Here is a 25197-nt window from a genome sequence, read left to right as displayed (position 1 = left end):
ATTATCAATAATTTCGACTAGTTGCATTTTATCAAGATGAAATACGTTTTTGCACATTGAAAAATACGTAGACCTACGTATCAAACTACTATTCAGAAGGCTTATTCAAATAAAAAAACCTCTAATTAAAGAGGTTCTTTTGAGGTTTTTCCGAAAGCTATCGGTTAAAACTAACACGTAAACAACAACTCACGGTATTTTGTCATTGGCCATAATTCATCATCCACCAACAATTCCAGTTTATCACAGTGGTATCGAATGCTATCAAACAATGGTTTTACTTTAAAACAATAGTCGTTGGCTCTGATTTCAAAATCTTCTATAAGATTTGCCGTTCTTCTCTCATCGGTCATTCTGGTAACATCAGAATTAATAGAAGAAATATGACCTGAAATATCTTCAATCAAATTCAGTTGTTCTTGAGCGAATTTTTTAAAGTCTTTCCCATAGATCTCTTTTAAACCTTTTACGTTTTTTATCAATCTATTTTGATATTGTACGGCAACCGGCACAATATGATTACGTGCAATATCTCCGAGTACGCGACCTTCGATTTGAATACGCAATATATATTCCTCCATTTCAATTTCGTATCTGGCCTCAGATTCAATTTTGTTCATGACGCCCATTTCTTCAAAAATTTTAATTGATTTTTCGGAAACCTTTACTTTCAAAGCCTCAGGAGTCGTTCTGTGATTGCTAAGACCTCGCTTTGCTGCCTCTTTCTCCCACGCTTGACCGTATCCATTTCCTTCAAAAAGAATGTTTTTGGATTTTTTAATATAGTCTCTCAAGACGTTGAAAATGGCATCATCCTTTTTCATTTCTTTTTTCTTGATCAACTTATCTACCTCGGCCTTGAAATCACACAACTGCTTTGCAACAATTGTGTTTAATACGGTCATCGGATTGGCACAATTGGCGGTAGACCCCACAGCCCTGAACTCAAACTTATTTCCTGTAAATGCAAAAGGAGAGGTTCTGTTTCGATCTGTATTATCCAATAATACGTCTGGAATCTTTCCTACAACATTCAATTTCAATTCCGTTTTCTCCTCCGGTGACAATTTCCCATTGGTAACATTTTCCAATTCGTTCAACACCCTTGTCAATTGTTCGCCAATAAAAACCGACATAATGGCCGGAGGCGCCTCATTTGCACCCAAGCGATGATCATTACTTGCTGAAGCAATGGCAGCCCTTAAAAGCTCTTCATTATCATTAACAGCCTTTATTGTATTGATGAAAAATGTCAAGAACTGCAAATTGCTCATTGGAGTCTTTCCGGGACCTAATAGATTAATGCCCGTATCGGTACTCAAACTCCAGTTATTGTGTTTTCCAGAACCATTAACCCCAGCAAACGGCTTTTCATGAAACAAAACCTTAAAATTATGACGTTCTGCAACTTTGTGCATGACATCCATCAATAACGAATTGTGGTCTACAGCTAGATTGGCTTCATCGAAAATGGGCGCCAATTCAAACTGATTTGGCGCCACTTCGTTATGTCTTGTCTTAACTGGAATTCCCAATAACATGCATTCCACTTCCAAATCCATCATATAAGCCAAAGCTCTTGCCGGAATAGAACCAAAATAATGATCATCCAATTGTTGTCCTTTTGCTGCAGAATGCCCCAATAACGTACGACCTGTCTGAACGATATCGGGTCTTGAGGCCGCTAAAGCACTGTCAATTAAAAAGTATTCTTGTTCCCACCCCAATGAGGTATTTACTTTTTTTACATTCTTGTCAAAATATTTACAAACTGCAACTGCAGCAGTATCCATAGCATACAAAGCTCTCAACAATGGCGTTTTATAATCTAAGGCCTCTCCTGTATAGGATACAAATACCGTTGGAATACACAAGGTGGTGCCATATATAAAAGCTGGAGAAGTTGGGTCCCAAGCCGTGTAACCACGAGCCTCAAACGTGTTTCTAATACCTCCATTGGGAAAGCTGGACGCATCAGGTTCTTGCTGGACCAATTGAGTGCCTCCAAATTTCTCAATGGCCAATCCATTTCCTATAGTTTCAAAAAAGGCATCGTGTTTTTCAGCAGTAGAGCCAGTTAAGGGCTGAAACCAGTGTGAGTAATGGGTCGCTCCTTTAGATATGGACCATTCTTTCATTCCTGTTGAAATATGATCGGCTACAGAGCGGTCTATCTTTGCTCCGGTTTCCACAGCTGCCATAACGCTATTAAAAGCCTCTTTAGTGAGAAACTGCCGCATCGTAGCCTCATTAAAAACATTGGAGCCAAATATTTCTGACCGCCGTTGTGTTTCTTCAATGTGAACAGGTTTGCGATTAAGAGTTTTTTTAACTGCGTAAAAACGTAATGTGGACATAATTATTTATTTAATTAAAATTATGCCACAAAAATAAAAAAAAATGAACACAAATAGGATTACACCCTAAAAAATATAGGGTCTCAGATTAAAAATTATGAGATTCGCAACAACAACCCCTCTATTTTTCGATGTAGAAGGCCAAAAAGATAAAAATAAGATAAGATGCTAACAAAATGAAACCTTTTAATCGGCCCAATTCTAATTTTTTAGGAAGAAAGATCATCGGTATCAAAATTAAGGCAAATGCCATCATCCAAATCATATCATTAGCCAATATCTGTGGGTTGTTAACTGCTATTGGTTGAATCATTGCTGTAAGACCAAGTACGGAAGCAATATTGAAAATATTGGATCCTATCAGATTTCCCAGGGAAATGGCTTTCTCCTTTTTCAAAGCCGCAATGACCGATGCTGCCAATTCTGGCACACTTGTTCCGATAGCCACCATAGTCACCGAAATGACCCGTTCACTGACACCCAATGACACCGCCATCTCCTTAGCACCGAAAACCAACCATTCACTGCCAAAATAAAGTGCAACAGCGCCTATCAGCAACCATACAGTAATTTTAAAACCTGAAGTAATTTGAAGCGTTTCATCAAGGTCTTCTACCTGCGTTTCTGGCTCACTTTTAGATTTTCGTATTAAAACAACAAGAAAGATAATTAATGAGAGCAGCAAAGCAGCTCCCTCCCATCGATTTAAAATATCGCCGCTCTGCAACATAAAATAGAGCACAACAGACAACAACATCATCATGGGCCAATTGAGTTTGTAAAAATTCTTGTCCACGGTTATTGGTGAAATAAGTACCGTAATCCCCAATACCAAACCAATATTGGCAATATTGGAGCCTATGACGTTGCCTAAGGCTATATCAGATGAACCAGCCAAAGCCGCCTGTAAACTCACTAAAAGCTCAGGTGCAGATGTGGCAAAAGACACCACTGTCATCCCTATAACCAGTTTGGAAATATTAAATTTAAAGGACAATGCCACTGAGGAGCGCACCAAGAATTCACCACCCACAACTAACAGGATCAAACCTAAAACCACCCAAACTACACTCATAAATTTTTTTTTGCGAAGATACTATATTCAAATTATGAGGAAAGCTTTGAGCTTTACGAATTTTATAAAATTTCAATATTCTCTGTTAAATAAAAATAATTGTCTAAAATCCGATTAAGCCCTCTTGTGGATATAGGCGGTCTAAAAAACAATGGTAAGACAGTATAAGAAACACTTGATTTTAATTTGGAAAAATTAGCAAAAGCAAGTATGTTTAACTGATACATATTAAAAATTTTATAACGTTAATATTGGCCAGGCACCATTGAAAAATAGGTTTAAGCCAAAATAGAACGTTTCCGGATCTTTATGGATCAAGCAAAGTTGTCGAGGATATTACCAATCCTTAATTTTAATAGTAATGACATATACTGGTGGACCTTTGAATGAATTGAACGGCAAAATGGGAATTTCTGCACCTTTTAGAAGCGTGCCAGTAATGAAATTGATCCGAACGCATAACCCTTTAAGCAAAGACGCCTTAGTTCAATTGATAGCATACCATTACAACAACGATTGTCCATGTGGCATAAAGAGCCAAGGCACTGTAGAAATGTTTGGAAAAAACCTCTACGAGTCGCAACTTGTCTATTGGAAAGAATACCGGTATACCTTAAAGGAATGTATTCAGTGGGAATATGATTTATTCGTAGTACAATCCTTGAAGGGTGGAATCATTGAGAAAAAAGCGCTCCATAATTTAAATGAAATATTAACGAATTTTCAATTTGAAGAAGCCGAAGGTTTTTTAGATGAGGAGCTGAGAATAGACATCATTATAAAAAAGAACACTATAAAAGTCGGTGGCATACAGATTAAGCCACTAACCTACAAATTAATGCGGCAGGAAGTCATATCATTTAATAAGATGGCAAATCAGAAATGGCGTAAGCCCGTTTTTTACATGTTTTATGATAAAGACGAAAACTTTATTAATAAAGACGAAGTCGTTCTCGAAATACAAAATTTATAAATCGGAAAGTGTGGCTTTCTCTTTTGATTTCTTTGGTGCAGATATAAGAACCTCCGAATGACAATATTCAGAGTACGTTGCGCGGAATTGATCGCCGTCTTTTATTATCTCTTTCAAATAATGAAATTTGATCTTTTTTTCTTGACTCGTTATGACGGGTAAATTCAGGTTGTTATTGAAATGTTTTATTTCCTTCTTTTTAGGATCCTGTTGTCTGTTTATAATAAATTCCCGATGATTATTAATTCTATTGTCGATATTCATATTTAAATCGGCAATTGAGGTCGTTTGGATATTTTCACTTATTATCTCCGAAAATTTTGGATCTATTTCATATCCAATACTATTGCGTTGAGATGCCATAGCGGCCAAGGCAGTCGTTCCTGTCCCTAAAAATGGATCTAAAACCACATCATTTTGTAGAGAATACATATTAATCAATCGATAAGGCAATTCAAAAGGATATGCAGCACTTCTTTTGCGAGATTTAGAATTATCGATTTTTTGTTTGGTGCCTTTCAAATCCCAGAGGTCGGAAAACCAAACATTTCTTTCTTCCCAAAAGAATGAACTTTCCTGTCTTCTTAATTTGTCGTCAGGCGTTTTAAATTCCCGTTTTCCCCCTTTTCTAAATATTAGCACCCACTCATGTTCCAAAGTAACGTATGCTCCTGCGGGCAGCATCCCGGAACCCATAAACTTATTTGGGGCGTTCGTTTGTTTACGCCAGATGATGTTTGGCAAATTTGGAATCTCCAATTTTTGAAAAGCAGAGATAATACGCGCATGATTTGGATATAAAGCAAAATTTGAATTTATAGTCCGAGTAGCATCACCAATATTAATACAGGCAAACCCGCCATCTTTTAGCACACGCGCTACTTCTTTCCATATTTTATCCAATTCAAGGTGCATCAATTCAAAAGCCAAATGAGGATCTTTATTTGTTAATGCGGTTGCAATTTTTGGATTTTGTAGAGCCATGATATCGTCCCACATTTCAATCATTGGATAAGGTGGTGAAGTGACTACAAGATCAATTGAATTGGATTCAATTTGATGCATGTTTTGAGCGGCACCAATGATAGTTTTATGTGTAGTGGTTTTTATATCCATTTGACAAATATAAGAAAGTTACTTAGAGTCAGATTGAAAGATTTACCAACAAATAACCTCAATTTTAATGGCTTCCTAAAAACAATTCAAAATTCACACGAATTACTCAATGACCTCTTTTTATCATGTCATCCTCTTGATTTTCACAGTCTTTAACATTCTGAACAAAAGTTTCGTTAAACTTTTTTATCCTATTAAATTATATAATAATTTTGAGTAAAAACGAAATAAAATGAAAACTGCTAAATTTATTAAAATCGGATTGGGCGTGATCTTCGTGGCTATTATCAGCCTTATTTCTCTAAAAACTTTCGCCCACAAATCAGAACCTTCTGCTGTGGTAAAAAACGAGGCATTAATTAATGAAAACACAGCTCTTGATGAAAATACGTCTATTACTATTGACAGCAATACTTCAGATTCAGAATTTGAAGACATCCAAACACTCCTTAAAGAACAACAGATTACCGCATCCTTCACCCAAATAGAGCGTAACGATGCTGGAAAAATTACAGGTATAAAAATCGAACTCACCGATACTAATGGAAATCAAGCGGTGAGCCAAATGTCTAGTAATGTTCCAATCCCACAAATTGTCTTCGGGAAAAAAGATGGTTCGCTTTATATCGCGCGAAGTAGCAAAGAACAAGGTGCAATGGCATTCTTTAACCGTCCAAACATGGCTCCTTTTGGTTTTGACAACGATTCTTTAGGGGCTCTAACGGCGCCTCAGTTTGGGAATTTTAATTTTGATGATTTCTTTAATGATGAGGATCATGCGTTCTTTTTGAATGGACAAACATTGAATTTGGACGAATTAAGAGAACAGATGAAAAAACAAATGGAATCGGGTGGTTTATTAGGCAACAATCTTTCTTGGTTTTTTGACACTCAAGACAATAATAGTCCGCTGCCGAATAAATTCAACTTCAGAGATGACCCGAATTCAAATAAGCTGATTATTATTGACGGCAAAGAATCAGATTTTCAAACCTTGGACGAATTGGCCAAATCCAATAGGTTACAAACCGTAGATCATCTACAATCAGATACAGCTATAAGTATTTATGGCAAAAAAGCTAAAGATGGGGCTGTCATAGCTACAACCAAGAAAAATCAGTAATTTCAAAGAACACAAAGTAGAACACACCTGAGACGGTGTGTTTTTTTATTCCCACCAATAGGTTTTAAAGCCACGAGCCTTACCCCGATCAATAAGACATTTTCTTATTTATATCTCGTTGGCTTTTCCGTCCGTACCGGCCCGAAGGAACCCAAGGTTCACGATTTAACACTAACAAGCAATAGAAACCTATGTTAAATAACTACAAAAACAGTTGTGTAACTATAAAAATAGTTATATTTGATCTTGATAATAGATGTTTTCAGTTTTGTTAATCATAAAATAGTTGTCCATGCAAAAGCTTACGAATAAAGAAGAAGAAATCATGCACATCATTTGGAAGCTTGAAAAAGCCTTCGTAAAAGATGTCATGGCAGTAATCACAGAAGATCAACCACACTACAACACCTTATCTACCATTATTAGAAATTTGGAAGAAAAAGGTTATGTAAGTTATCACGCCTACGGTAAGACCCATCAGTACTTCCCTACTGTAAGCAAGGAAGCTTACAAAAAACGGTTTATGAGCACTGCCATCGAGAATTATTTCAATAATTCCTATAAGAATGTGGTGTCTTTTTTCGCTAAGGAAGAAAAAATAAGCGTCGATGAACTTAAGGAAATTATTGCGCTAATTGAAACGAAAAACGCCCAAGAAACCGATTCTGATAACACCAAAACACACTAATTATGGAGTATTTATTAAAATCGAGCGCATTGATTGCCGTTTTTTACGCATGCTACATCTTGTTTTTACAGCGGGAGACCTTTTTTGATTCTAACCGATGGTTTTTACTATTTGGATTGATTACCGCCGTCTTATTTCCATTGTTGGTGATTCCTGTTTACGTGGAGATACCAACAACTATGTCTGGCGGATTTAGCGTGATTGCGACTACCGTCCAAACTGCTCCAGAACCATCTTTTGATTTCACCTCTTTAATAATGTGGATTTATGCTCTTGGCGCAAGTTTCTTTTTGGGCCGATTACTCATCCAATTCTTTTCATTATTGACAATCATCAAAACTAACGATAAGAAAAAAATTGGAAAGTACACCTATGTACAAACTTCACAGAATATAACGCCTTTCTCTTTTTTCAAATGGGTTGTTTTTAATCCAAAACTGTTTAACGAAGAAGAACTGGAACTCATTCTGCAACACGAAAAGATCCACGCATCCCAATTACACAGCATAGATACGGTTTTAGTTGATCTTGCCACCGCTCTATTTTGGTTCAATCCTTTTATATGGCTATACAGAAAAGCGCTCAAACAAAATTTAGAATTCATTGCCGATCATTATACTCAAAAACAAACCGATTGTGAAGAACGTTATCAAAAACTATTGCTTAAAACCAGCTTGCCCGAACAAAATTTAATTTTCATCAACACTTTTTATAATTCAACCGTCCGCCTTAAGCTATTTGGAAAGAAAATCACGCTTTTCACCGCTTTCGGACAAGTCAAAAAACGAATCGTTATGCTACACAAATCAAAATCAAACCTTATGAACACTTGGAAATACAGTATTGTCATGCCCTTATTGGTCATTTTTGCCATGACTTTTAATACCGAAACTATTGCACAAACTACAATTGCAGAAAAAGAAACTGCAAGAGACGATCAACAAAACATTTTAAAATTTGTGGTGACTAAAGACACCAAGGATCAACAGCTCGATTTCATTAAAGAGAAAATTGAAGATAAAGGCGCCACCATCGCATTTAAGAATGTGAAGCGGAATTCAAAACATGAGATTACTTCACTCAAGATTAAATTTGAGCACAAAAGCACGAGTTTGAATCACTCTAAAAAATTATCATCACCAATCGAGCCCATCGAAATTTCGATGAATCCATCCAATGGGGATATTCATGTTGGTGAGCAAACCCATGGACTGGGCCAAACCTTGAAAGTTGAAACGGATGAGGATGGACAGACAAGTTTAAATAAAAGCACCTCCAAAAGTTCCATAATAAATATCACTGATGAAAATGGAAATAAAGAAAAAATAATGCTTGAAGATGGTTATACTATGATCGAAAAAAGTGGTAAAAAATTCTATGTAACAAAGGACAACAAACAACTTATCATCACAACAGATAGCACAGGAACATCTCAAAAAATAAATCTCACAACTGACACCATCATCACTCCAAAATCAAACAGTCTTCAAAATAGTCCATATAGAATATCGACTGGAGTAAGTAAAATAGTTTACTCAGATGATGAGGATGATAAAGGTGAAGTGATTTTTGAGCAACGAGCCAGTGTTATTTCAGATTTAAAAAATCCGCCATTGTACATTTTAGATGGCAAAGAAATTTCCGAACAAGAAATGCAAACTGTTGACCCGAACACAATCAAAAGCCTTGATGTTATAAAAGATAATGCAGCCACTAAAAAGTATGGCGAAAAAGGTAAAAATGGCGTGATTCTTATTACATCGAAAAAGCCTGGAAATTCTAAACTGGAGGATAAAGAGATAATTACCATTGTCGAATCAAAATATGAAAACCAAAATATAATTTCTATTTCAAATAATGGAGAAAGACCATTATATATAATTGATGGCGAAGAAATCACTAAAAAAGAAATGGAGAAGATGGATCTATCAACATTTGGTACAATTGAAATTCTTAAAGATGAAGATGCCACCAAAAAGTACGGAGAAAAAGGCAAAAACGGCGTTGTCCTTATCACCACAAAAAAGAAATAACTGAAATTAAGGCCCATTAAGAAAGCCCAAATTCATAACTGAATTTGGGCTTTTCTATTTTTAAATCCTCGGTTGTTACTCTACCACAATCTTTTTGGTCAGGGCTTTTCCTTGTGATTCCAATCGCATAAGATAAATGCCGGATGATAATCCAAAATCAGAGTAAAGACTCAAAGAAACATCTTCAGTCATCCGGTGTTGCATCAATTTACGACTATCCATGCTAAAGATTTCTATTTGGGTATCGTTCTGAACTCCTGAAATATAAAGTCTATCTCTGATTGGATTCGGAAAGATTTTAAGATTCAGCGCATTGTTTTCTTTCAAACCCAATTCCCTATTCCAAACCTGTCCTCCCCTATGACCCCAAATATATTCCACCAATTCAGGCAGATCGATAAAAGGGTTCCTATTGAGTTGCCAAGTGTAGATGATATTGTTTCGGTTCATTTCAAAATCGTCAGGTGGATCATTTCGGTGCCATTCCAACAAAGTTTCCAGGTCTCCCAACTCCCCTCCCGTATCCTCAGGAAATCCATTGACAACTTCAAGTCCGTTGTAGCGTAGGGCCAAATAAAAAACACCACGTGCCACATCGCCTTTAAACTTGCCTAAAGTCCCTTTTGGCCCGTTGTATTGACCGTAGTGCAAATTGCTTCGTCTGCTATTCTCACGAGAATCTGCCGCACGAATTGCATGTGCATCACTATTTCCATGACGAAGGGAGTCTGCATTGGTATTCCAATAAACATCCTTGCCATCGAAAATCTCATCTAAATCAATACTGTAAAATCGGCCTCTACTTCGTGGATAGGTATGCTCCCTGTTCCATTTATTAAGACTTTCACTGGTTAGCTGAAAGTCTAATTTGGGGCGTCCAGTTTCTTGATACACCAACCACACTTCATTACTGTGTTCAGGATTTTGATCGGCCTCTTTTAAAATATCAATAACATCAGCATAAGTTTGTGCCCTGACCACCCCTTCTTCGGCTATAATATCTTGGATAGCTTGTTTTAAATCAGCATCTGCCAAACCATCCAAACTATCGTAATACCCATTGGGTTGCGAACTATTGACAATTCCGAACGTCGGATTGATAGGCGTTCCAAAAGCTGCCGTAGTAAAATCATTGTCTACGACTCTTATCTCCAAATGGTTATTCAAGGCTAAAAATGTTGGTGGGAATCCTGAAATAGTCACCTTCATAACCTCATCGCCTTCATCGTCATCGTCATCAATTATGGTAATAGTGGTTGTTACCGTGTTTGATCCGCTTGGAATTGTCAGGACCGTATCACCTGTAAAATCAGTGGTGTTAAAACCGAAATTATCCAGACTTAAATTGAATGTGAGATCTTCAGTCACATTTTGTTCCGTGGTGAAATTAATATCAAACGTATCTCCTTCATTATACTGCGTTTCTGGAATGCTTATCAAAATACCATTCAGCACAATCCCAGAACCATCATTCAATTGCCTTGGTGTAGGCGTTGTTGCCAAATAGGTGACTAAACCGTCATCATCCACAAAACGTTGGATGGAGTTAGTATTATTGTTCGGCCCTTCATTGATCTGTTGGATATCAAGATCAAAGGCCCTAAAAATATCCAAAAGCCCATTGGCATCCGGATCGTTGGTACCATAAACCAAAACATCAACCAAACTGTCGTCCACATAAGCCAAGGTGTATTCAGGAAAATCTTCATCATTTCCACGATAGAGCGCCACCGCATCAGGGCCGTTTTGAATTACGGAAACGGGTATTAAATATTGGGGCGTCGGAACAACAAACTTACTTCCAATAAGCAACAATCCGTTAATATCAGTTTCATAACCAGTCAAATCCAACGCCAAATAACTCGTGTTGCCACCAGATATTGAACCGTTAAAAAATACCAAAACATAACCATCCAAAGGGAAGTTGGGCGTTTCGGAGAGGAGTTCAACAAACTCCTTGTCGTCGATACTTGGAGTATCACAATCCAATTCATTGATAACCACCTGTGCGAAGGTTATAGTTGAAAAGATCAGAAAAAGAAGAATTACAGCTATATGTTTCATTATGAGGTTTTTAATAAAGATACATAACAGACTGATATGAAAAACATTGGAACTTAATAAACGATGAATTTAACAATTTCCTAAATTCAAAAAAGATATGAAAAGCGTATACCAGAAAGATGAAAACGCGGAAACTTCATGTTTTTAGGAGAAAATCCATCTGAGTTTTTGAAAAGGATCAAAAAAACACTCTTCAAAACTAACATTATGGAACACAACAACCCATTTATCATTACAAAAACAAACTTGAAACAAGACGTGTTTCATATATATGTAATAGTAACCATCATTTTAATTATAAATTCAAAGCTGAATTCATTAAAAACTGCTAAAACATTAGGAACATCATTCTTAAAACCGATATATTGAAAAGACAATTGCAATTCAAAACAAAATATTAATCTTTAAAAACACTACTATTATGATCACACTTGCCAAAATTATAATCGTTATTATTTTTTCGATTAGCTAAATGCAAAAACTAAGTAAAACTCAGTCTAGAATGAGTTTTGACCTTAGTTTTATTGAAACAACATTCATTTAATATTTTTCAAGGCTTAAATTTCTATCTTTGTTACAGATGCGATAAAAAAGCGTCGACTTTTACAAGAAGGGCACTATGAAAAAAAGTTTTTTTAAATTTTTGGCAAAGATCAATAAAGCACTACTTCCAAGCTATTCAAAACGCCAGCTTGATCTTTCTAAAGCTTCCAAACTTCAAATGGCCATCATAGGTTGGCGTGTATATGTGACCAAAAACGCATTAGATTAAAACCACAGCTTCAATCCCCAAATTCCAACTATATTTTCTGCTATCTTTGCAGAAAATAATAATAAATGTCATTTAAGGACTTACAACTCAATAAACCCATTTTAAAAGCAGTAGCCGAATCCGGTTACCAAATCCCCACCTTAGTACAAGAAAAGACCATCCCATTGGTTTTGGCCAAAAAAGATGTCATCGCCTCTGCGCAAACAGGCACGGGAAAAACCGCTGCATTTGCACTTCCCATTTTGCAACTTCTTTTTGACCATCAAGATGAAGCAAAAAAAGCAAAAAAAATCAGAGCCTTGATCATCAGTCCTACGCGGGAATTGGCGATACAAATTGCCCAAAACTTTAAGACTTACAGTGCCTATACCAATTTAAAAACAATGGTGATTTTTGGAGGTGCCTCCATCGATCCGCAAATTGACCTTCTTAAAAAAGGCGTCGACATTGTTATTGCAACACCTGGACGTTTACTTGATTTACACAAACAGGATCAGATCAATTTGGATCATATCGAAATTTTGGTTTTGGACGAAGCCGACTTGATGCTGGATATGGGTTTCATCGATGAGGTTTCCAAAATTGAACGTCTGTGTCCTGAAGGAAAGCAAATTTTGCTGTTTTCTGCAACCATGCCTTTCAAGGTAGAACAACTGGCAAACTCCATTTTAAAGTCGCCAGAACGGGTGGAAGTAACACCCACTTCATCGGTTGCTAAAAACGTGAGCCAAGTCTTGTATTATGTTCCAAAACAGAACAAAATCGAATTGTGCCTCCACTTGTTGCGCAATACAATCAAAGGCAATATTCTTATTTTTAGACGAACCAAATTTGGGGTTGAAAAACTCGAGCAGACCCTATTAAAAAACGGGTATAAAGTGGAGAGTTTTCATGGGGATAAAACCCAAAGTGACCGACAAGCTGCTCTAAGCAAATTCAAGCATGGTGAAGCCAATATTCTTATTGCAACAGACGTTGCCGCAAGAGGTATTGACATCAATGAGTTGGATGCCGTGGTCAATTTTGATATGCCAAACGTGCCAGAAACCTATGTTCATCGCATTGGAAGAACGGGTCGTGCAGAGCATTTTGGCAACTCCTATTCTTTCTGTTCAGCGGATGAAAAAGCCTATGTCAAGAGTATTCAGCAATTGATCAACCTACAGATTCCGGTTGAAGAAGATCATCCTTACCCTTTGGATCCAAAAGCGAAACCTATTATTCATACCTCTAAAAAAACAGGAAGTAAGCATAAGAAGGGACGTAAAGGGCAAGGCTCGAAAAGTAAGAAGAAACGTTGGTATTAGAAAGAGCTGGAAGTAGGAAGATTGAAGTTTGGAATTTATAGTTAGAGTTTCAATTTATAAATTGGGACATATTGATTATTGGTGGCTCATTTGAAATTGGGTATGCTGCAAGTTTAGACAAAGCAAAATATGCTACAGGCGCTGCTGCCACTTAGAGGTATATCACATTTTTAGTTTCCCTGTGTAGACCTGAACATGAACCCGCGGACTTCTTAACTTTAGGTCTCACAAAATCAGCTATCTGTAAATATTTACGCTATCATTAAACGGTTAACATTTTGTTGGCCGTTTTTTTTTATTAATAAATGTATCTTTAAAGTCTTAAACTTTTAAATAACAAACGTCGCACAAAAGACAGCCCCCTATGAATTATAAATCAACACCGTTTTATTTATTATTACTTTATGTGAGTTTAAGCTTCGCTCAAACCACCATAAAAGATGCACAAACCAATTACCCGGTGTCTTACGCTACAGTCTCCTTTAACAACGGCAACGGTTTATTTGCAAACGATGAAGGCCAATTTATTTTTACAAAAAAACTTTATCCAGATATTGATACACTCTATATTTCCGCCTTAGGCTTTAAAGACCTCAATTTGGCCACTGCAAATTTACCTGAAACCATTCTAATGTATCCAGAAGTTAATGCTTTGGACGAAGTATTGATTTCGGCTAAAATAGATCGGAAATTCAAGGTGGAAGACATCAAACCTCATCTAGATGACGATTATTACAAATGTTGGTTGCCCACTATAGAATCAGAAATTGCCGTTTACTTCAATAATCCGGATGAGGCATTGAAAAAAATCACTAAAGTTCACTTCCCTATTACTCTCGAATCTAAAGATTGGGAAAAACGAAAACGTTCCAATGCCGATAAAAAACCCTTTTCGACATTGTTTAAGGTGAAATTTTACAACAATGAAAACGGTCACCCAGGGAAAGAAATCAGCTTTCGCACCATTGTGTTCCGAGCGACTGAGAAAGACGGCGACAAATTTACTTTGGACGTTTCAGATGAAGATATTCTCATTCCACAATCGGGTGTATTTGTATCCTTACAAGTTTTGGGTTATACGGATGATAAGGGCAAATTATTGTCCAATAAAAAATATAAGGAAATCAAATCCAATGATGGAAGTATTATAAAAATTCCGACCAACTTTAGACCGCTCCTTCCTTTTACGGATAAAATTTCAGGAAATAAAACCTATGTCAAACGTGTTTTTGTCAATAATAATAAATGGACGCGATTTGAGCGAGGCAGCAACTTTCAATCAACCCTCCTCCAATCAGGACTAAATAATTACGGTATCGGACTCACTTTTAATGTTTATAAAGACTAATAACCCATGATATATCCTTGGCATCTTTACTTAATGGCAGCAATCTACGTGTTTGCCGGCACTATGCATTTTATCAAACCTAAAATGTATTTACGCATCATGCCAAGATACTTACCTAAACCTAAACTCCTGGTATTCCTTAGCGGGATAGCGGAGATTATGCTGGGTGTTGGCTTGTGTTTTCCTTCAACAAAAAACCTCGCTATATCAGGTATTATTGCGATGCTCGTCGTGTTCTTAATCGTTCATTATTATATGTTGACCAGCAAAAAAGCAGGTGCTGGCATTCCGGTGTGGGTCTTGTTATTGCGAATTCCTTTACAGTTTGGATTAATGTACTGGGCATTTTGGTATTTCCAACTCTAATTTCACCCTTTTAAATATTATCTTAGATAACTTAATCGATTTAAACCATCATGAATACTCCCAAACTTTTATTTTATTTAATCCTATTTGTTATGGCTGGCTGCGCAGAATCTAAAGAAAAAGAAGAAGTAGTTATTTATAGTTATGTAGAAGAGCCACATTCTTATGCCAAACCAAATAATGCGTTTGTCAATCACTTGAATTTAGAGATTGCTGTCGATTTTGAAAACGAAATTATAACTGGAAAAGCCATTTATGACATTGTCAATAATAATAGCACACAAATAATCTTAGATTCAAAAAACTTAACTATCGAATCTGTCATGGCCGATGGCAAAGAAACCGAATTCTCATTGGGAGCCAACGACAAAATTTTGGGACAGCCGCTGACCATTACCATTAAAAAAGACACCAAGAAAATCGAAATTATCTATAAAACCACAAAAGACTCGGAAGCTTTACAGTGGTTAAAACCTAAACAAACAGCTGATAAAACCAAACCTTTTCTATTTACACAAGGACAGGCGATTTTGACGAGAACCTGGATTCCCATTCAAGATAGCCCACAAATACGTTTGACCTATGAGGCCACTGTGCAAGTGCCCAAAGGTTTGATGGCAGTCATGAGCGCTGAAAATCCGAAGGAAAAAACTGAAGACGGTTTGTATCACTTCAGAATGAAACAGGCCATTCCTGCATACCTAATCGCATTGGCAGTTGGCGATTTAAGTTACAAAGCGATTAGCGAACGTACTGGTGTTTATGCTGAAAAATCTATGCTTAATAAAGCATTCGATGAGTTTTCTGATATGGAAAAGATGGTGTCAGCAGCTGAAAATCTTTATGGCGATTATGTTTGGGAACAGTTTGACGTCATTGTCCTGCCGCCGAGCTTTCCTTTCGGTGGGATGGAAAACCCAAGATTGACTTTTGCAACGCCAACTGTTATTGCCGGCGATAAAAGCTTGACCTCATTGATTGCTCATGAGCTCGCACATTCATGGTCTGGTAACCTGGTCACAAACACCACATGGAATGATTTTTGGATCAACGAAGGCTTTACTGTGTATTTTGAAATGCGCATCATGGAAGCCCTCTACGGAAATGAACGTGCCGATATGCTGGCCCTAATCAGCAGGCAGGATTTAGACGATGAATTGGAATATTTAAAAGACACGCCAAATGCCACCAAATTGAAACTCAATTTAAAAGGCAAAAATCCTGACGATGGTATGAACAGTATTGCTTATGACAAAGGCTATCTCTTTTTAAGAACCTTGGAAGAAACAGTCGGACGCAATAAATTTGATGCATTTTTAAAACAGTATTTTAAGGAACATGCCTTCTCAACAATGACTACAGAGAAATTTGTGACTTACCTCAACACGAATCTATTAGAAAAAAACAAGATGACCTTTAATACGGATCAATGGGTCAATCAGCCAGGGGTGCCTAAAAACCAAGCGGTCATAACTTCTGATAAATTCAAAAATGTCGAAGAAATTCTTCAAGAATTTATCGTCAACAACGAATTTGATAAAGAAATCACTAAAGATTGGACACCTCAGGAATGGGTGCACTTTATTAGAAATCTTCCTGCAACCATGACGGTGGAGCAAATGAAAACCTTGGACGATCTATTAAACCTGACCAATTCCTCAAACTCTTATATTCAAATGGTTTGGTACGAACAGGCTATAAATCATGATTATCACGGAAGAAATGTGGACGCTAAAATTGAAGATTTCTTGACATCTGTAGGCCGACGTTGGTATGTGGAAACTATTTTTAAAGCCTTCAAAAGAAATGATAGATTGGAAGACGCGCTGAAAATTTACGAAAAGTCACGGCCAAATTATCATTCTGTTACCGTGATGACCATAGATGATCTTCTGGCTTTTAAACCTGAGGAAGAAGTGATCAAATAATTTATAAGACGTTAACAAATTTGTCGGGAATAAAAGGCAGAATCTTATTCTATTGATTTCATTTTATTTCCCCCAACAGTAGTTATACCAAATAAACAATGTAATTAAATTGGTATTATTGATATTTACTCCCGTCAGAAAGTTTTGTTTTTTTTGGAATCTTCTGCGAAATCTGCGTAACCTGCCCGGCCGACAGGCGGGTCTGCGGGAAATTCATTCCACCGCAAAATCAAAATAAGTATCCGGAAATGGCTCCCATCTCAAGGTAAAATGCCACCATTCTTTAGGGTAATTTCTAAAATTGTATTTCAGCATCACATCCTGTAAGAGTTGTCGATTTCGCAATTGCGCTTCCGTGAGATTGGTATAATCCAACCAAGATAGCTCACCAAAAAAATCATAAGGGCCACCCATATCTAAAGGTTCTCCAGTATCAGCATCAATAATGGTCAAATCGATGGTACTACCTCTACTGTGCCCAGATCTTGAAGCGATATAGCCGTCCCTAAATAAAAACTGCTTGTCGACTTCTGGATAAAATTCGCGCTTTTGAATTGTGTCTGTCAAATCTTTCGACCAAGCAACAAAATGATCTACGGCACGTTGCGGTCTATAGGCATCATACACTTTTAAGCAGAGATTTTGATAGCGCAGATCCTCCTGTACTTTTTTTAAGGCTTCTGTGGCTTCAGAAGTAAAAATCAATCTGTTGGACTTATAGCCTTCAATGGGCATTCCGATAAAGTTATTGTTGGTGAAATATCGCAATTCAACTTCCAAATCAGGAATATGATCCTTAACGTAGACAAATCCTTCAGGTAATTGCGCTACTGGTGATTTCACAAATGCAAAACCTACTACAACCAACACTAAAAGCAATGCGATTTTTTTCCTCATAGTGATGCTAAGTTAAATAAAATAAACATTATGGACAGACCCTCTGTTTAAAAAAGAAATAGCATTTTATGCTTCAAAATATAAGAAACAAAAAAACCTCTCAAAAAAGAGAGGTTTTACAAAGAGCCGATAGAGGGACTCGAACCCACGACCTGCTGATTACAAATCAGCTGCTCTAGCCAGCTGAGCTACATCGGCGCAAGAGACTGCAAATATAATCTTGAAAATCATATTTGCAAATCTTTTAAAATAAATTAATCTAATGCATTGATTTTTTCAATCAGCGCTTGACCTTTTGTTTCCAATTCAGCATTGATAGCTTTAAAGTGTGCTTTTTTGTTCTCTACTTTTTTCTCATTGACTTTTGCAATCAATTCATCAAAAGTATTGATAGCTTCATCAACAATAGCTTCAGTTTTCTTTGTGTCTTTGCCAGTGTGTGCATATTCCCATACATAAGCCGCTTCAATAATATCGCCTAAAACATAATTAATATCCTTTTTTAGGTCTCTAACATTTGCCATTTTTATATTTTTTAAAATTTTTACAAAAGTAATCAATTATAACATCTCCTCTACAATGGATTGGGTATATTTTAACTACACATAAACTTCCAATAATGTTGCACCTTCGGAAACGATTTGATAAGTGCTAATCGCCGCAGGAAGCAAGATAGTCTCTCCTTTTTTTATGACTTCAGAATGGGTGGCCGTCTTGATTTCAGCTTCACCTTCCACGCAGATATAAATAACAAACGAATCGAACGTGTTTTCTTTTTGAAGCTCATTATCAACTTTTAAATAGTTGGTTGTAAAATATTGACAGCTCACCATTGGGTTGGAATGATTGGATGTCTTATCATAAGACACTCTAAAATTGTCTTCCATATCAAACCCAATGGCATCCATGGCCAAATCCGTATGAAGTTCACGCTCATTGCCAAAGTCATCTGTCCGATCCCAATCATAAATACGATACGTAATATCACTGGTTTGCTGAATTTCGGCCAATAAAACTCCTGCTCCAATAGCGTGTACCCGACCTACTTCAATAAAATAAGTATCACCCGCCTTCACCTTGTCAAAATTGAGAATATTTGGAAGCGATTTGTTATTTAAATGTTCAAGATAGAGCTCAGGTGTCATTTTCTGATTAAAGTCCACAATCAAATTGGCACCTTTATCCGCTTGCATCACATACCACATTTCCGTTTTGCCAAAGGAGTTGTGACGTTTTGCAGCCAATTCATCATTGGGATGCAATTGAATGGACAAATCTTCTTTGGCATCTATAAACTTGATCAATAATGGAAACTTATTTCCGAACTGCTTATAATTCTTTTCTCCAATCAAATCGGCTTTGTAAGTACTCAACAAATGTTTTAAGGATTGGTTTTCCAGATTTCCATTTATAACCACAGACGTATCGCCTTCCACATCGCTGATTTCCCAACTCTCGCCAACATTCGACAATTGCGAATCTTTATTCAATAAGGATTTTAATTTTTCACCACCCCAAATTTTATCTTTCAAAATGGGTTGGAATTTTAATGGATATAACGTGTTTTTCAAAATAGCTTGTTTTTGTTCAGAACTGCAAGTCCCGACAATTCGGGATGAGAATTTATAGTCTTTTATGAATTAAGTACCTGAATAGGTTACAAAATTACGAGGCGTTTCGTACAAAGTAATGGTCAGATCAAGTGATGGCTTCAATCTTGGTTTTATTTTGTCGTAGATCACAACAGCGATATTTTCGGCGGTAGGGTTTAAGGTTTTAAACTCTTCCACCTCAATATTTAAATTTTTATGATCAAGGTAATCTTCAATCTCCTCCTTTATGATGTCTTTCAAAACTTTCAAATCCATCACAAATCCGGTCTCATGATCAATACCACCGGTGACACTTACGGTCAATTCATAATTGTGGCCATGGTAATTGGGATTACTGCATTTACCGAAAATCTCGGCATTCTTCTCATCGCTCCAATCCTTTCTAAAAAGACGGTGTGCGGCATTAAAATGTGCTTTTCTGCTAACCGTAACAATCATGATTATCCTCTATTTATATGTTCATAGAACTTATCAAAAATGATCTTAAACCATTCTGTGTAAATCTCTGGCTGTTTTAGCATGTCTTCTTTTACTTCCTCCAAAGGCATCCATTTCCAAGCCGCAACCTCATCCGGATTAATAATAGGCGCGTCTTCATAATTACCGATAAGGACATGGTCAAACTCGTGTTCCGTTAGGCCATTATCAAAAGGTGCTTTATAAATAAATGAAATGGTGTCTTCCAATTCCGCCACAAAACCCATTTCTTCCTGAAGCCTACGTTTTCCGGCTTCAATATTGGTTTCGCCTTCACGTTGGTGGCTACAACAGGTATTTGCCCAAAGCAAGGGCGAATGGTATTTGTGTGCCGCACGTTGCTGCAACATCAGCTCATTTTTATTATTAAAGATAAACACGGAAAAAGCGCGGTGTAAAAGTGCTTTTTCGTGCGCCTCCATCTTTGGCATGAGGCCAATTTGCTCGTCTTTTTCATTAACGAGAATTACTCTTTCTTCAGTCATAGCTTACAAAAATACCAACAAAAGTTATAAAAAGCACCAATGTTAACTTAAAATTAAAATCGGTTTAATTCTTCTACTAAATTTGCCCTCAATAATAGTATCTTTGCATCCCATTTTAAGCAGAATATGAGTTTTAAAAAAGAAATAGAAAGACGACGAACGTTTGGTATTATTGCGCATCCAGATGCTGGAAAAACAACACTTACCGAGAAATTGTTGTTATTTGGTGGTGCCATCCAAGAAGCTGGTGCGGTTAAAAGCAATAAAATTAAGAAAGGTGCGACGAGTGACTTTATGGAAATTGAACGTCAGCGTGGAATTTCTGTCGCTACTTCCGTGTTGGCTTTTGAGTATGAAGGCATAAAAATAAATATTCTCGATACGCCCGGGCACAAGGATTTTGCCGAAGATACTTTTAGAACTTTAACCGCCGTTGACAGCGTAATAGTTGTTATTGACGTTGCAAAAGGTGTTGAAGAACAGACCGAAAAATTAGTAGAAGTCTGTAGAATGCGAAAGATTCCGATGATTGTGTTTATCAATAAACTCGATCGTGAAGGACGAGATGCATTTGATCTATTGGATGAAGTTGAACAAAAACTTGGCTTAAGAGTTATTCCAATGAGTTTTCCGATAGGTATGGGCTACGACTTTAAAGGGATTTATAATCTCTGGGAGAAAAACATCAACCTGTTTAGTGGCAGTAGTCGAAAAAGTATTGAAGAAACCATTGAAATTTCCGATTTGGAATCTAAAGAAATAGATGCACTGATTGGAAAAAAAGCAGCGGACACGCTTCGTGAAGAAATCGAACTGGTAGAAGGAATCTACCCTACATTTGATAGAGACGAATATTTAAATGGAACACAACAACCTGTATTTTTCGGATCTGCCTTAAATAATTTTGGGGTTCGTGAATTATTGGACTGTTTCGTTGAAATTGCGCCAAAACCAAGACCTAAACAAAGTGAGGAGCGTTTGGTGCAACCAGATGAAAAGGAGTTTACCGGCTTTGTATTTAAAATCCACGCTAACATGGATCCGAACCATCGTGACCGTTTGGCATTTATAAAAATTGTTTCGGGCACTTTTGAACGCAACAAACCTTATCTGCACGTTAGAAACAATAAAAAAATGAAATTTTCCAGTCCAAATGCCTTTTTTGCAGAAAAGAAAGAAATTGTGGACATCTCTTATCCTGGAGATATTGTTGGGATACATGATACGGGTAATTTTAAAATTGGTGATACGCTTACCGAAGGTGAGAACATCAACTATAAAGGTATTCCGAGTTTTTCTCCTGAACACTTTAGATACATCAATAATGCTGATCCATTAAAATCAAAGCAACTTTATAAAGGTATCGATCAGTTAATGGATGAAGGTGTGGCACAATTGTTTACACTGGAACTCAATGGCAGAAAGGTCATCGGAACCGTTGGTGCTTTACAGTATGAAGTCATCCAATACCGATTGGAGCATGAATATGGTGCTAAATGTACGTATGAAAACCTAAATGTATTTAAGGCTTGCTGGGTAGAACCTACCGATCCAAAAAATGATGAATTCAAAGAATTTTTAAGAGTAAAACATCGGTATTTGGCAAAGGATAAACAAGATCAATTGGTGTTTTTAGCGGATTCTCAATTTTCATTGCAAATGACGCAACAAACATATCCGAGTATTAAGTTTCATTTCGTTTCGGAATACAAGTAGTTAAATTCAAAAAAAACAATCTAAAGACACGCTTCGTGAATTGTTATTTGGGATTTAGGGTTTAGAGATTTTTAGTCCATCATAAAAATCTCTCCCCGTCCACTCTCTCCCTTTGGTCCCAAGCTATTAAATTTCCAACTAAAGCTCAGCATAAAGTACTGTTCCAAGACAGTACTTTGTGAGTCTTGAATATAATTATCAGTGGCAATACGTTGTGCGTTTGTATTCTGATTCAACAAGTCATAGACCTTTAAAGTTATATTTCCTTTGTCCTTTAAAACGGAATAAGCCAAGGTAGTATTCCAAAACCAGGCGCTTTTTTGAAATCCTTCTGCGACATCCCTATTATAGGTGAAACTGATATCGTTGCGCCATTCCAGTTTTTTGGGCATAAAAGTAGCTGTTCGAATGCCAACACTATGTCTTAAAAAATTTCGATCTTCAAAATCGTCCAGATCATATCGCGTATTAGTGATTGACAGTCGGTAATTTGGCCTTATTTCAAATATGTTTATCCAGGTATAAGTCACTCCAATTGAAGGATTAAGACCAATGCTTAATGCAGCATATTCAATATTATTGTTGAAATTGACCCGATTATTCGCATTGGCAAACAATCCTAAGTTCATCTTTACCGTCTGAAGTGAGTCAATTTTAAAATCCTTGCTTAAACTGGAACCAATATACGAGTTATAGTTACCGTTGACATTTGTATAGGTTGTGGTCCGAACAAAATTTTCGTCAATCTGCGATTTTGAAACCACCTGATCATCAACAATACGAGCATTGGCATAAACGTAAAACCCGCTACGCTTTTGATAATCATAATTGTTATAATCTACACTTATTCGATGTGTTTTTGAAGGACTTAAGTTGGGATTTCCTGTTATGGTGTTCAAGGGGTCAGAAACGTCTGTGAACGGTTGTAATTGTGCTATTTCAGGCGTATTATTTCCCAAATTATAGTCCGCATAAAATGAAGACTTCGCATTGAACCGATAATTGAAATTCGCATTCAACTCCAAGAAATCGTAAGTTTGATTTAAGCTTAATCCGGTCTTAATCTATCAGCATTTTCTAGTTTTGTAAAACTATAACCGGATCCCAAACTAATATTCGTCTTTTCTGAGTTATATACTAATTTAATATTTGGAGTATGCTTATGGTTCTTATTGATGAAATCTGTACTTAAAGTTGAATTGAAACTATCATACGATTGAGACTGCTGATCAAAGTCAAAAGTACTTCTGAGATCTTTTCGCTTATCTATATCATATGCATATTTAAAATCTAAAAACCATTTTTTTGCCTGCAGAGGTAATCGATAGGTAAAACCTAAATCTAACCTATTCGAAGTCCTTTCCCCATCAATAAATTGATCTCTTACAATAGCGTTGGGATCATTACCATAGATATTAGTTTCTGAATTTAGAAAATCAGAAGAATTATTCGCATTTACATCGGCATTCATATTTACCCTAATAAAACTTCCGTCTTTGCCAAAACGCTTGGTCAAACTCAAATTGTTTCCAAAATTCTTACCGATAATTTTTACAAAAGAAGATGTTTTTCCTTGATTCATCAATGTATTATTCTCATCACGTGAGGTCTCTTCCTTTTCAAAGCTATTCCTCGAATTTGAGAAGCGGAAGGAAGGTCTAACATTAATTAAAAATGTAGAATCAATTTTGATATCAAAAGCGGTATTTACACTATGCGCTTCTGTATCATTAATTGAGTTTGAAGAAGAATTTGAAAAATACCTGGAATCAGGTAAAATATTTTCACGTTCTACAATTGATGCATTATCTGAATGGCTCGAAGAATAAAAATAGTCTGCAGAAACATCATTCCCCTCACCCAATTCATCAGCATAATTCACCCCTGCAGTTTCTGATGTTGTGATACCTTGACCACCTCCAAATGATCGTCCATCAATGACAAAGGAATCACTGCCACTGAAACTCACACTGTTCACGGAACCAAACATCTTATGCAGTTCACCAAAACTAAACCCAGCCGAATTAATATTATTTCCGCCGGCCAGAACGCTTATGCGCTGTTCATTATCGAAAATATTGACGAGCCCAGCAAACTCATAACGTTCATCCGTTCCAGCTCCCGCCGCAACACGTCCAAAAACTCCTTTATTGTTTTCTTCTTTGATTGTTAAGTTGATCGATTTACTCTCCTTATCCCCTTGCTCTCCAGTAAATGCCTCTGCTTTGGATTTTTTATCTGTAATTTGGACTTTCTCAATAAGCTCCTTGGTTAAATTCCTTGTAGTAATTGTAGGATCATTTCCGAAGAATGGTTTTCCGTTTACAAGAATTTCACTTACTTCTTTCCCGTTGATTTTAATCGTTCCATCTTCGTCAACCTCTACTCCAGGAAGTTCTTTTAAAAGATCTTCAACAGTGGCATCTTTTTTGGTTTTAAACGAAGCCACGTTAAATTCCAAAGTATCTTTTTTCACGGTAATTGGTGCTCTGGACTTCACTAAGACCTCATCGAGTACATTAGCTGTTTTTAGCGGAATATTTTTCAGGTTGAGAGGATCTTTGCCGATTTTGAGAATTCGGGTATACGTTTCAAACCCTATATAGGAAATAATCAAGTTTAAGGAATCTTCATAAGTCCTATTGTCCAAAGTAAAAGCGCCGTTCTTATCAGAAATGGTATAGGTTACCAAAGTAGAATCTTTAAGAGTTTCCAAATAAATGGTTGCCGATTCTAATGGTGCCTGATCTACCTCTGAAATTAAAGTACCTGAAATTTTAAAAGGTTTACCTTGGGAAAAGGCCATACATGCCCACAATAATATGAACATACACAGAAGTTTTCTCATGCGTCTGATTG

21 protein-coding genes and 1 tRNA gene are annotated in these 25197 nt (G+C 36.7%); 10 read left to right on the top strand and 12 right to left on the bottom strand.

All coding sequences use genetic code 11. The features are described 5' to 3' along the window. Positions 1-170: 170 nt before the first annotated feature. Together J4051_RS03425 and J4051_RS03420 are read right to left on the bottom strand one after the other, a co-directional pair. On the bottom strand, positions 171-2357 hold the full coding sequence (locus J4051_RS03425) for a glutamine synthetase III family protein (RefSeq protein ID WP_208232455.1): 2187 nt from the start codon (positions 2355-2357) through the stop codon (positions 171-173). A gap of 121 nt (positions 2358-2478) precedes the next feature. Beyond that, entirely contained in the window at positions 2479-3432 is a 954-nt protein-coding gene (locus J4051_RS03420) for a calcium/sodium antiporter (RefSeq protein WP_208232453.1), read from the bottom strand. Positions 3433-3793: 361 nt separating this feature from the next. Here J4051_RS03420 and J4051_RS03415 point away from each other — a divergent pair, with 361 nt between their 5' ends. Further along, positions 3794-4405, top strand: a complete 612-nt coding sequence (locus J4051_RS03415) for an MjaI family restriction endonuclease (protein WP_208232451.1) — start codon at positions 3794-3796, stop codon at positions 4403-4405. On the opposite strand, the gene J4051_RS03410 is transcribed toward J4051_RS03415, so the two are convergent. Further along, positions 4400-5521 (bottom strand): DNA-methyltransferase, encoded by a 1122-nt coding sequence (locus tag J4051_RS03410; RefSeq protein WP_208232449.1) that lies wholly within the window; start codon positions 5519-5521, stop codon positions 4400-4402. The genes J4051_RS03415 and J4051_RS03410 overlap by 6 nt on opposite strands. A 232-nt stretch (positions 5522-5753) precedes the next feature. Here J4051_RS03410 and J4051_RS03405 point away from each other — a divergent pair, with 232 nt between their 5' ends. The 3 genes from J4051_RS03405 to J4051_RS03395 all read left to right on the top strand — a co-directional run bounded on the left by J4051_RS03405 (position 5754) and on the right by J4051_RS03395 (position 9365). Beyond that, positions 5754-6644 carry a hypothetical protein gene (locus tag J4051_RS03405; RefSeq protein WP_208232447.1) on the top strand — a complete coding sequence of 297 codons (891 nt, stop codon included), beginning with the start codon at positions 5754-5756 and terminating at the stop codon, positions 6642-6644. Positions 6645-6936: 292 nt separating this feature from the next. Further along, the gene (locus tag J4051_RS03400; protein ID WP_208232446.1) at positions 6937-7332 is read left to right on the top strand and encodes a BlaI/MecI/CopY family transcriptional regulator; all 396 of its coding nucleotides are present in this window, start codon (positions 6937-6939) and stop codon (positions 7330-7332) included. Between the two features lie 2 nt (positions 7333-7334). After that, the gene (locus tag J4051_RS03395) at positions 7335-9365 is read left to right on the top strand and encodes a M56 family metallopeptidase (RefSeq protein WP_208232444.1); all 2031 of its coding nucleotides are present in this window, start codon (positions 7335-7337) and stop codon (positions 9363-9365) included. A gap of 75 nt (positions 9366-9440) precedes the next feature. Here J4051_RS03395 and J4051_RS03390 read toward each other — a convergent pair whose 3' ends face one another. Further along, a complete protein-coding gene (locus tag J4051_RS03390; protein WP_208232441.1) occupies positions 9441-11429 on the bottom strand; it encodes an endonuclease in 1989 nt (662 codons plus the stop codon). A gap of 619 nt (positions 11430-12048) precedes the next feature. Between J4051_RS03390 and J4051_RS03385 the strand changes: the two genes are divergently transcribed. The 5 genes from J4051_RS03385 (at position 12049) to J4051_RS03365 (ending at position 17150) form a co-directional block, all read left to right on the top strand. Further along, entirely contained in the window at positions 12049-12201 is a 153-nt protein-coding gene (locus J4051_RS03385; RefSeq protein WP_208232439.1) for an SsrA-binding protein, read from the top strand. 65 nt (positions 12202-12266) lie between these two features. Next, positions 12267-13508: a DEAD/DEAH box helicase gene (locus tag J4051_RS03380; RefSeq protein WP_208232437.1), complete on the top strand. Its 1242-nt coding sequence runs from the start codon at positions 12267-12269 to the stop codon at positions 13506-13508. A gap of 364 nt (positions 13509-13872) precedes the next feature. Continuing rightward, the gene (locus tag J4051_RS03375; protein ID WP_208232435.1) at positions 13873-14856 is read left to right on the top strand and encodes a hypothetical protein; all 984 of its coding nucleotides are present in this window, start codon (positions 13873-13875) and stop codon (positions 14854-14856) included. Positions 14857-14862: 6 nt separating this feature from the next. After that, positions 14863-15222, top strand: coding sequence for a DoxX family protein (locus J4051_RS03370; protein WP_208232433.1), 360 nt, complete (start codon positions 14863-14865; stop codon positions 15220-15222). Positions 15223-15314: 92 nt separating this feature from the next. Next, the gene (locus J4051_RS03365) at positions 15315-17150 is read left to right on the top strand and encodes a M1 family metallopeptidase (protein ID WP_236027185.1); all 1836 of its coding nucleotides are present in this window, start codon (positions 15315-15317) and stop codon (positions 17148-17150) included. Positions 17151-17363: 213 nt separating this feature from the next. Here the strand turns inward: J4051_RS03365 and J4051_RS03360 are convergent, their stop codons facing one another. The 6 genes from J4051_RS03360 to idi all read right to left on the bottom strand — a co-directional run bounded on the left by J4051_RS03360 (position 17364) and on the right by idi (position 20622). Then, entirely contained in the window at positions 17364-18047 is a 684-nt protein-coding gene (locus J4051_RS03360; protein WP_208232429.1) for a M15 family metallopeptidase, read from the bottom strand. A 124-nt stretch (positions 18048-18171) separates the two neighbouring features. After that, positions 18172-18245 (bottom strand) — tRNA-Thr (locus J4051_RS03355). A 56-nt stretch (positions 18246-18301) separates the two neighbouring features. Continuing rightward, the gene (locus J4051_RS03350) at positions 18302-18571 is read right to left on the bottom strand and encodes a hypothetical protein (RefSeq protein WP_208232428.1); all 270 of its coding nucleotides are present in this window, start codon (positions 18569-18571) and stop codon (positions 18302-18304) included. A 75-nt stretch (positions 18572-18646) separates the two neighbouring features. Continuing rightward, a complete protein-coding gene (locus J4051_RS03345; RefSeq protein ID WP_208232426.1) occupies positions 18647-19618 on the bottom strand; it encodes a type I phosphomannose isomerase catalytic subunit in 972 nt (323 codons plus the stop codon). A gap of 69 nt (positions 19619-19687) precedes the next feature. After that, positions 19688-20098 carry a 6-pyruvoyl trahydropterin synthase family protein gene (locus tag J4051_RS03340; RefSeq protein ID WP_208232425.1) on the bottom strand — a complete coding sequence of 137 codons (411 nt, stop codon included), beginning with the start codon at positions 20096-20098 and terminating at the stop codon, positions 19688-19690. Between the two features lie 2 nt (positions 20099-20100). Continuing rightward, positions 20101-20622, bottom strand: a complete 522-nt coding sequence (gene idi / locus J4051_RS03335; protein ID WP_208232423.1) for an isopentenyl-diphosphate Delta-isomerase — start codon at positions 20620-20622, stop codon at positions 20101-20103. Positions 20623-20748: 126 nt separating this feature from the next. Here idi and J4051_RS03330 point away from each other — a divergent pair, with 126 nt between their 5' ends. Further along, entirely contained in the window at positions 20749-22338 is a 1590-nt protein-coding gene (locus J4051_RS03330; protein ID WP_208232422.1) for a peptide chain release factor 3, read from the top strand. A gap of 71 nt (positions 22339-22409) precedes the next feature. On the opposite strand, the gene J4051_RS19190 is transcribed toward J4051_RS03330, so the two are convergent. Continuing rightward, positions 22410-23363 carry an outer membrane beta-barrel protein gene (locus tag J4051_RS19190; RefSeq protein WP_317192692.1) on the bottom strand — a complete coding sequence of 318 codons (954 nt, stop codon included), beginning with the start codon at positions 23361-23363 and terminating at the stop codon, positions 22410-22412. Between the two features lie 23 nt (positions 23364-23386). After that, a complete protein-coding gene (locus J4051_RS19185; protein WP_317192691.1) occupies positions 23387-25168 on the bottom strand; it encodes a carboxypeptidase-like regulatory domain-containing protein in 1782 nt (593 codons plus the stop codon). Positions 25169-25197: the final 29 nt, after the last annotated feature.

The sequence above is a fragment of the Gelidibacter pelagius genome, assembly GCF_017581925.1.
GTDB lineage: Bacteria > Bacteroidota > Bacteroidia > Flavobacteriales > Flavobacteriaceae > Gelidibacter > Gelidibacter pelagius.
Note: the sequence above shows the minus strand (reverse complement) of the source record. Positions and strands in the feature narration are given on the sequence as shown.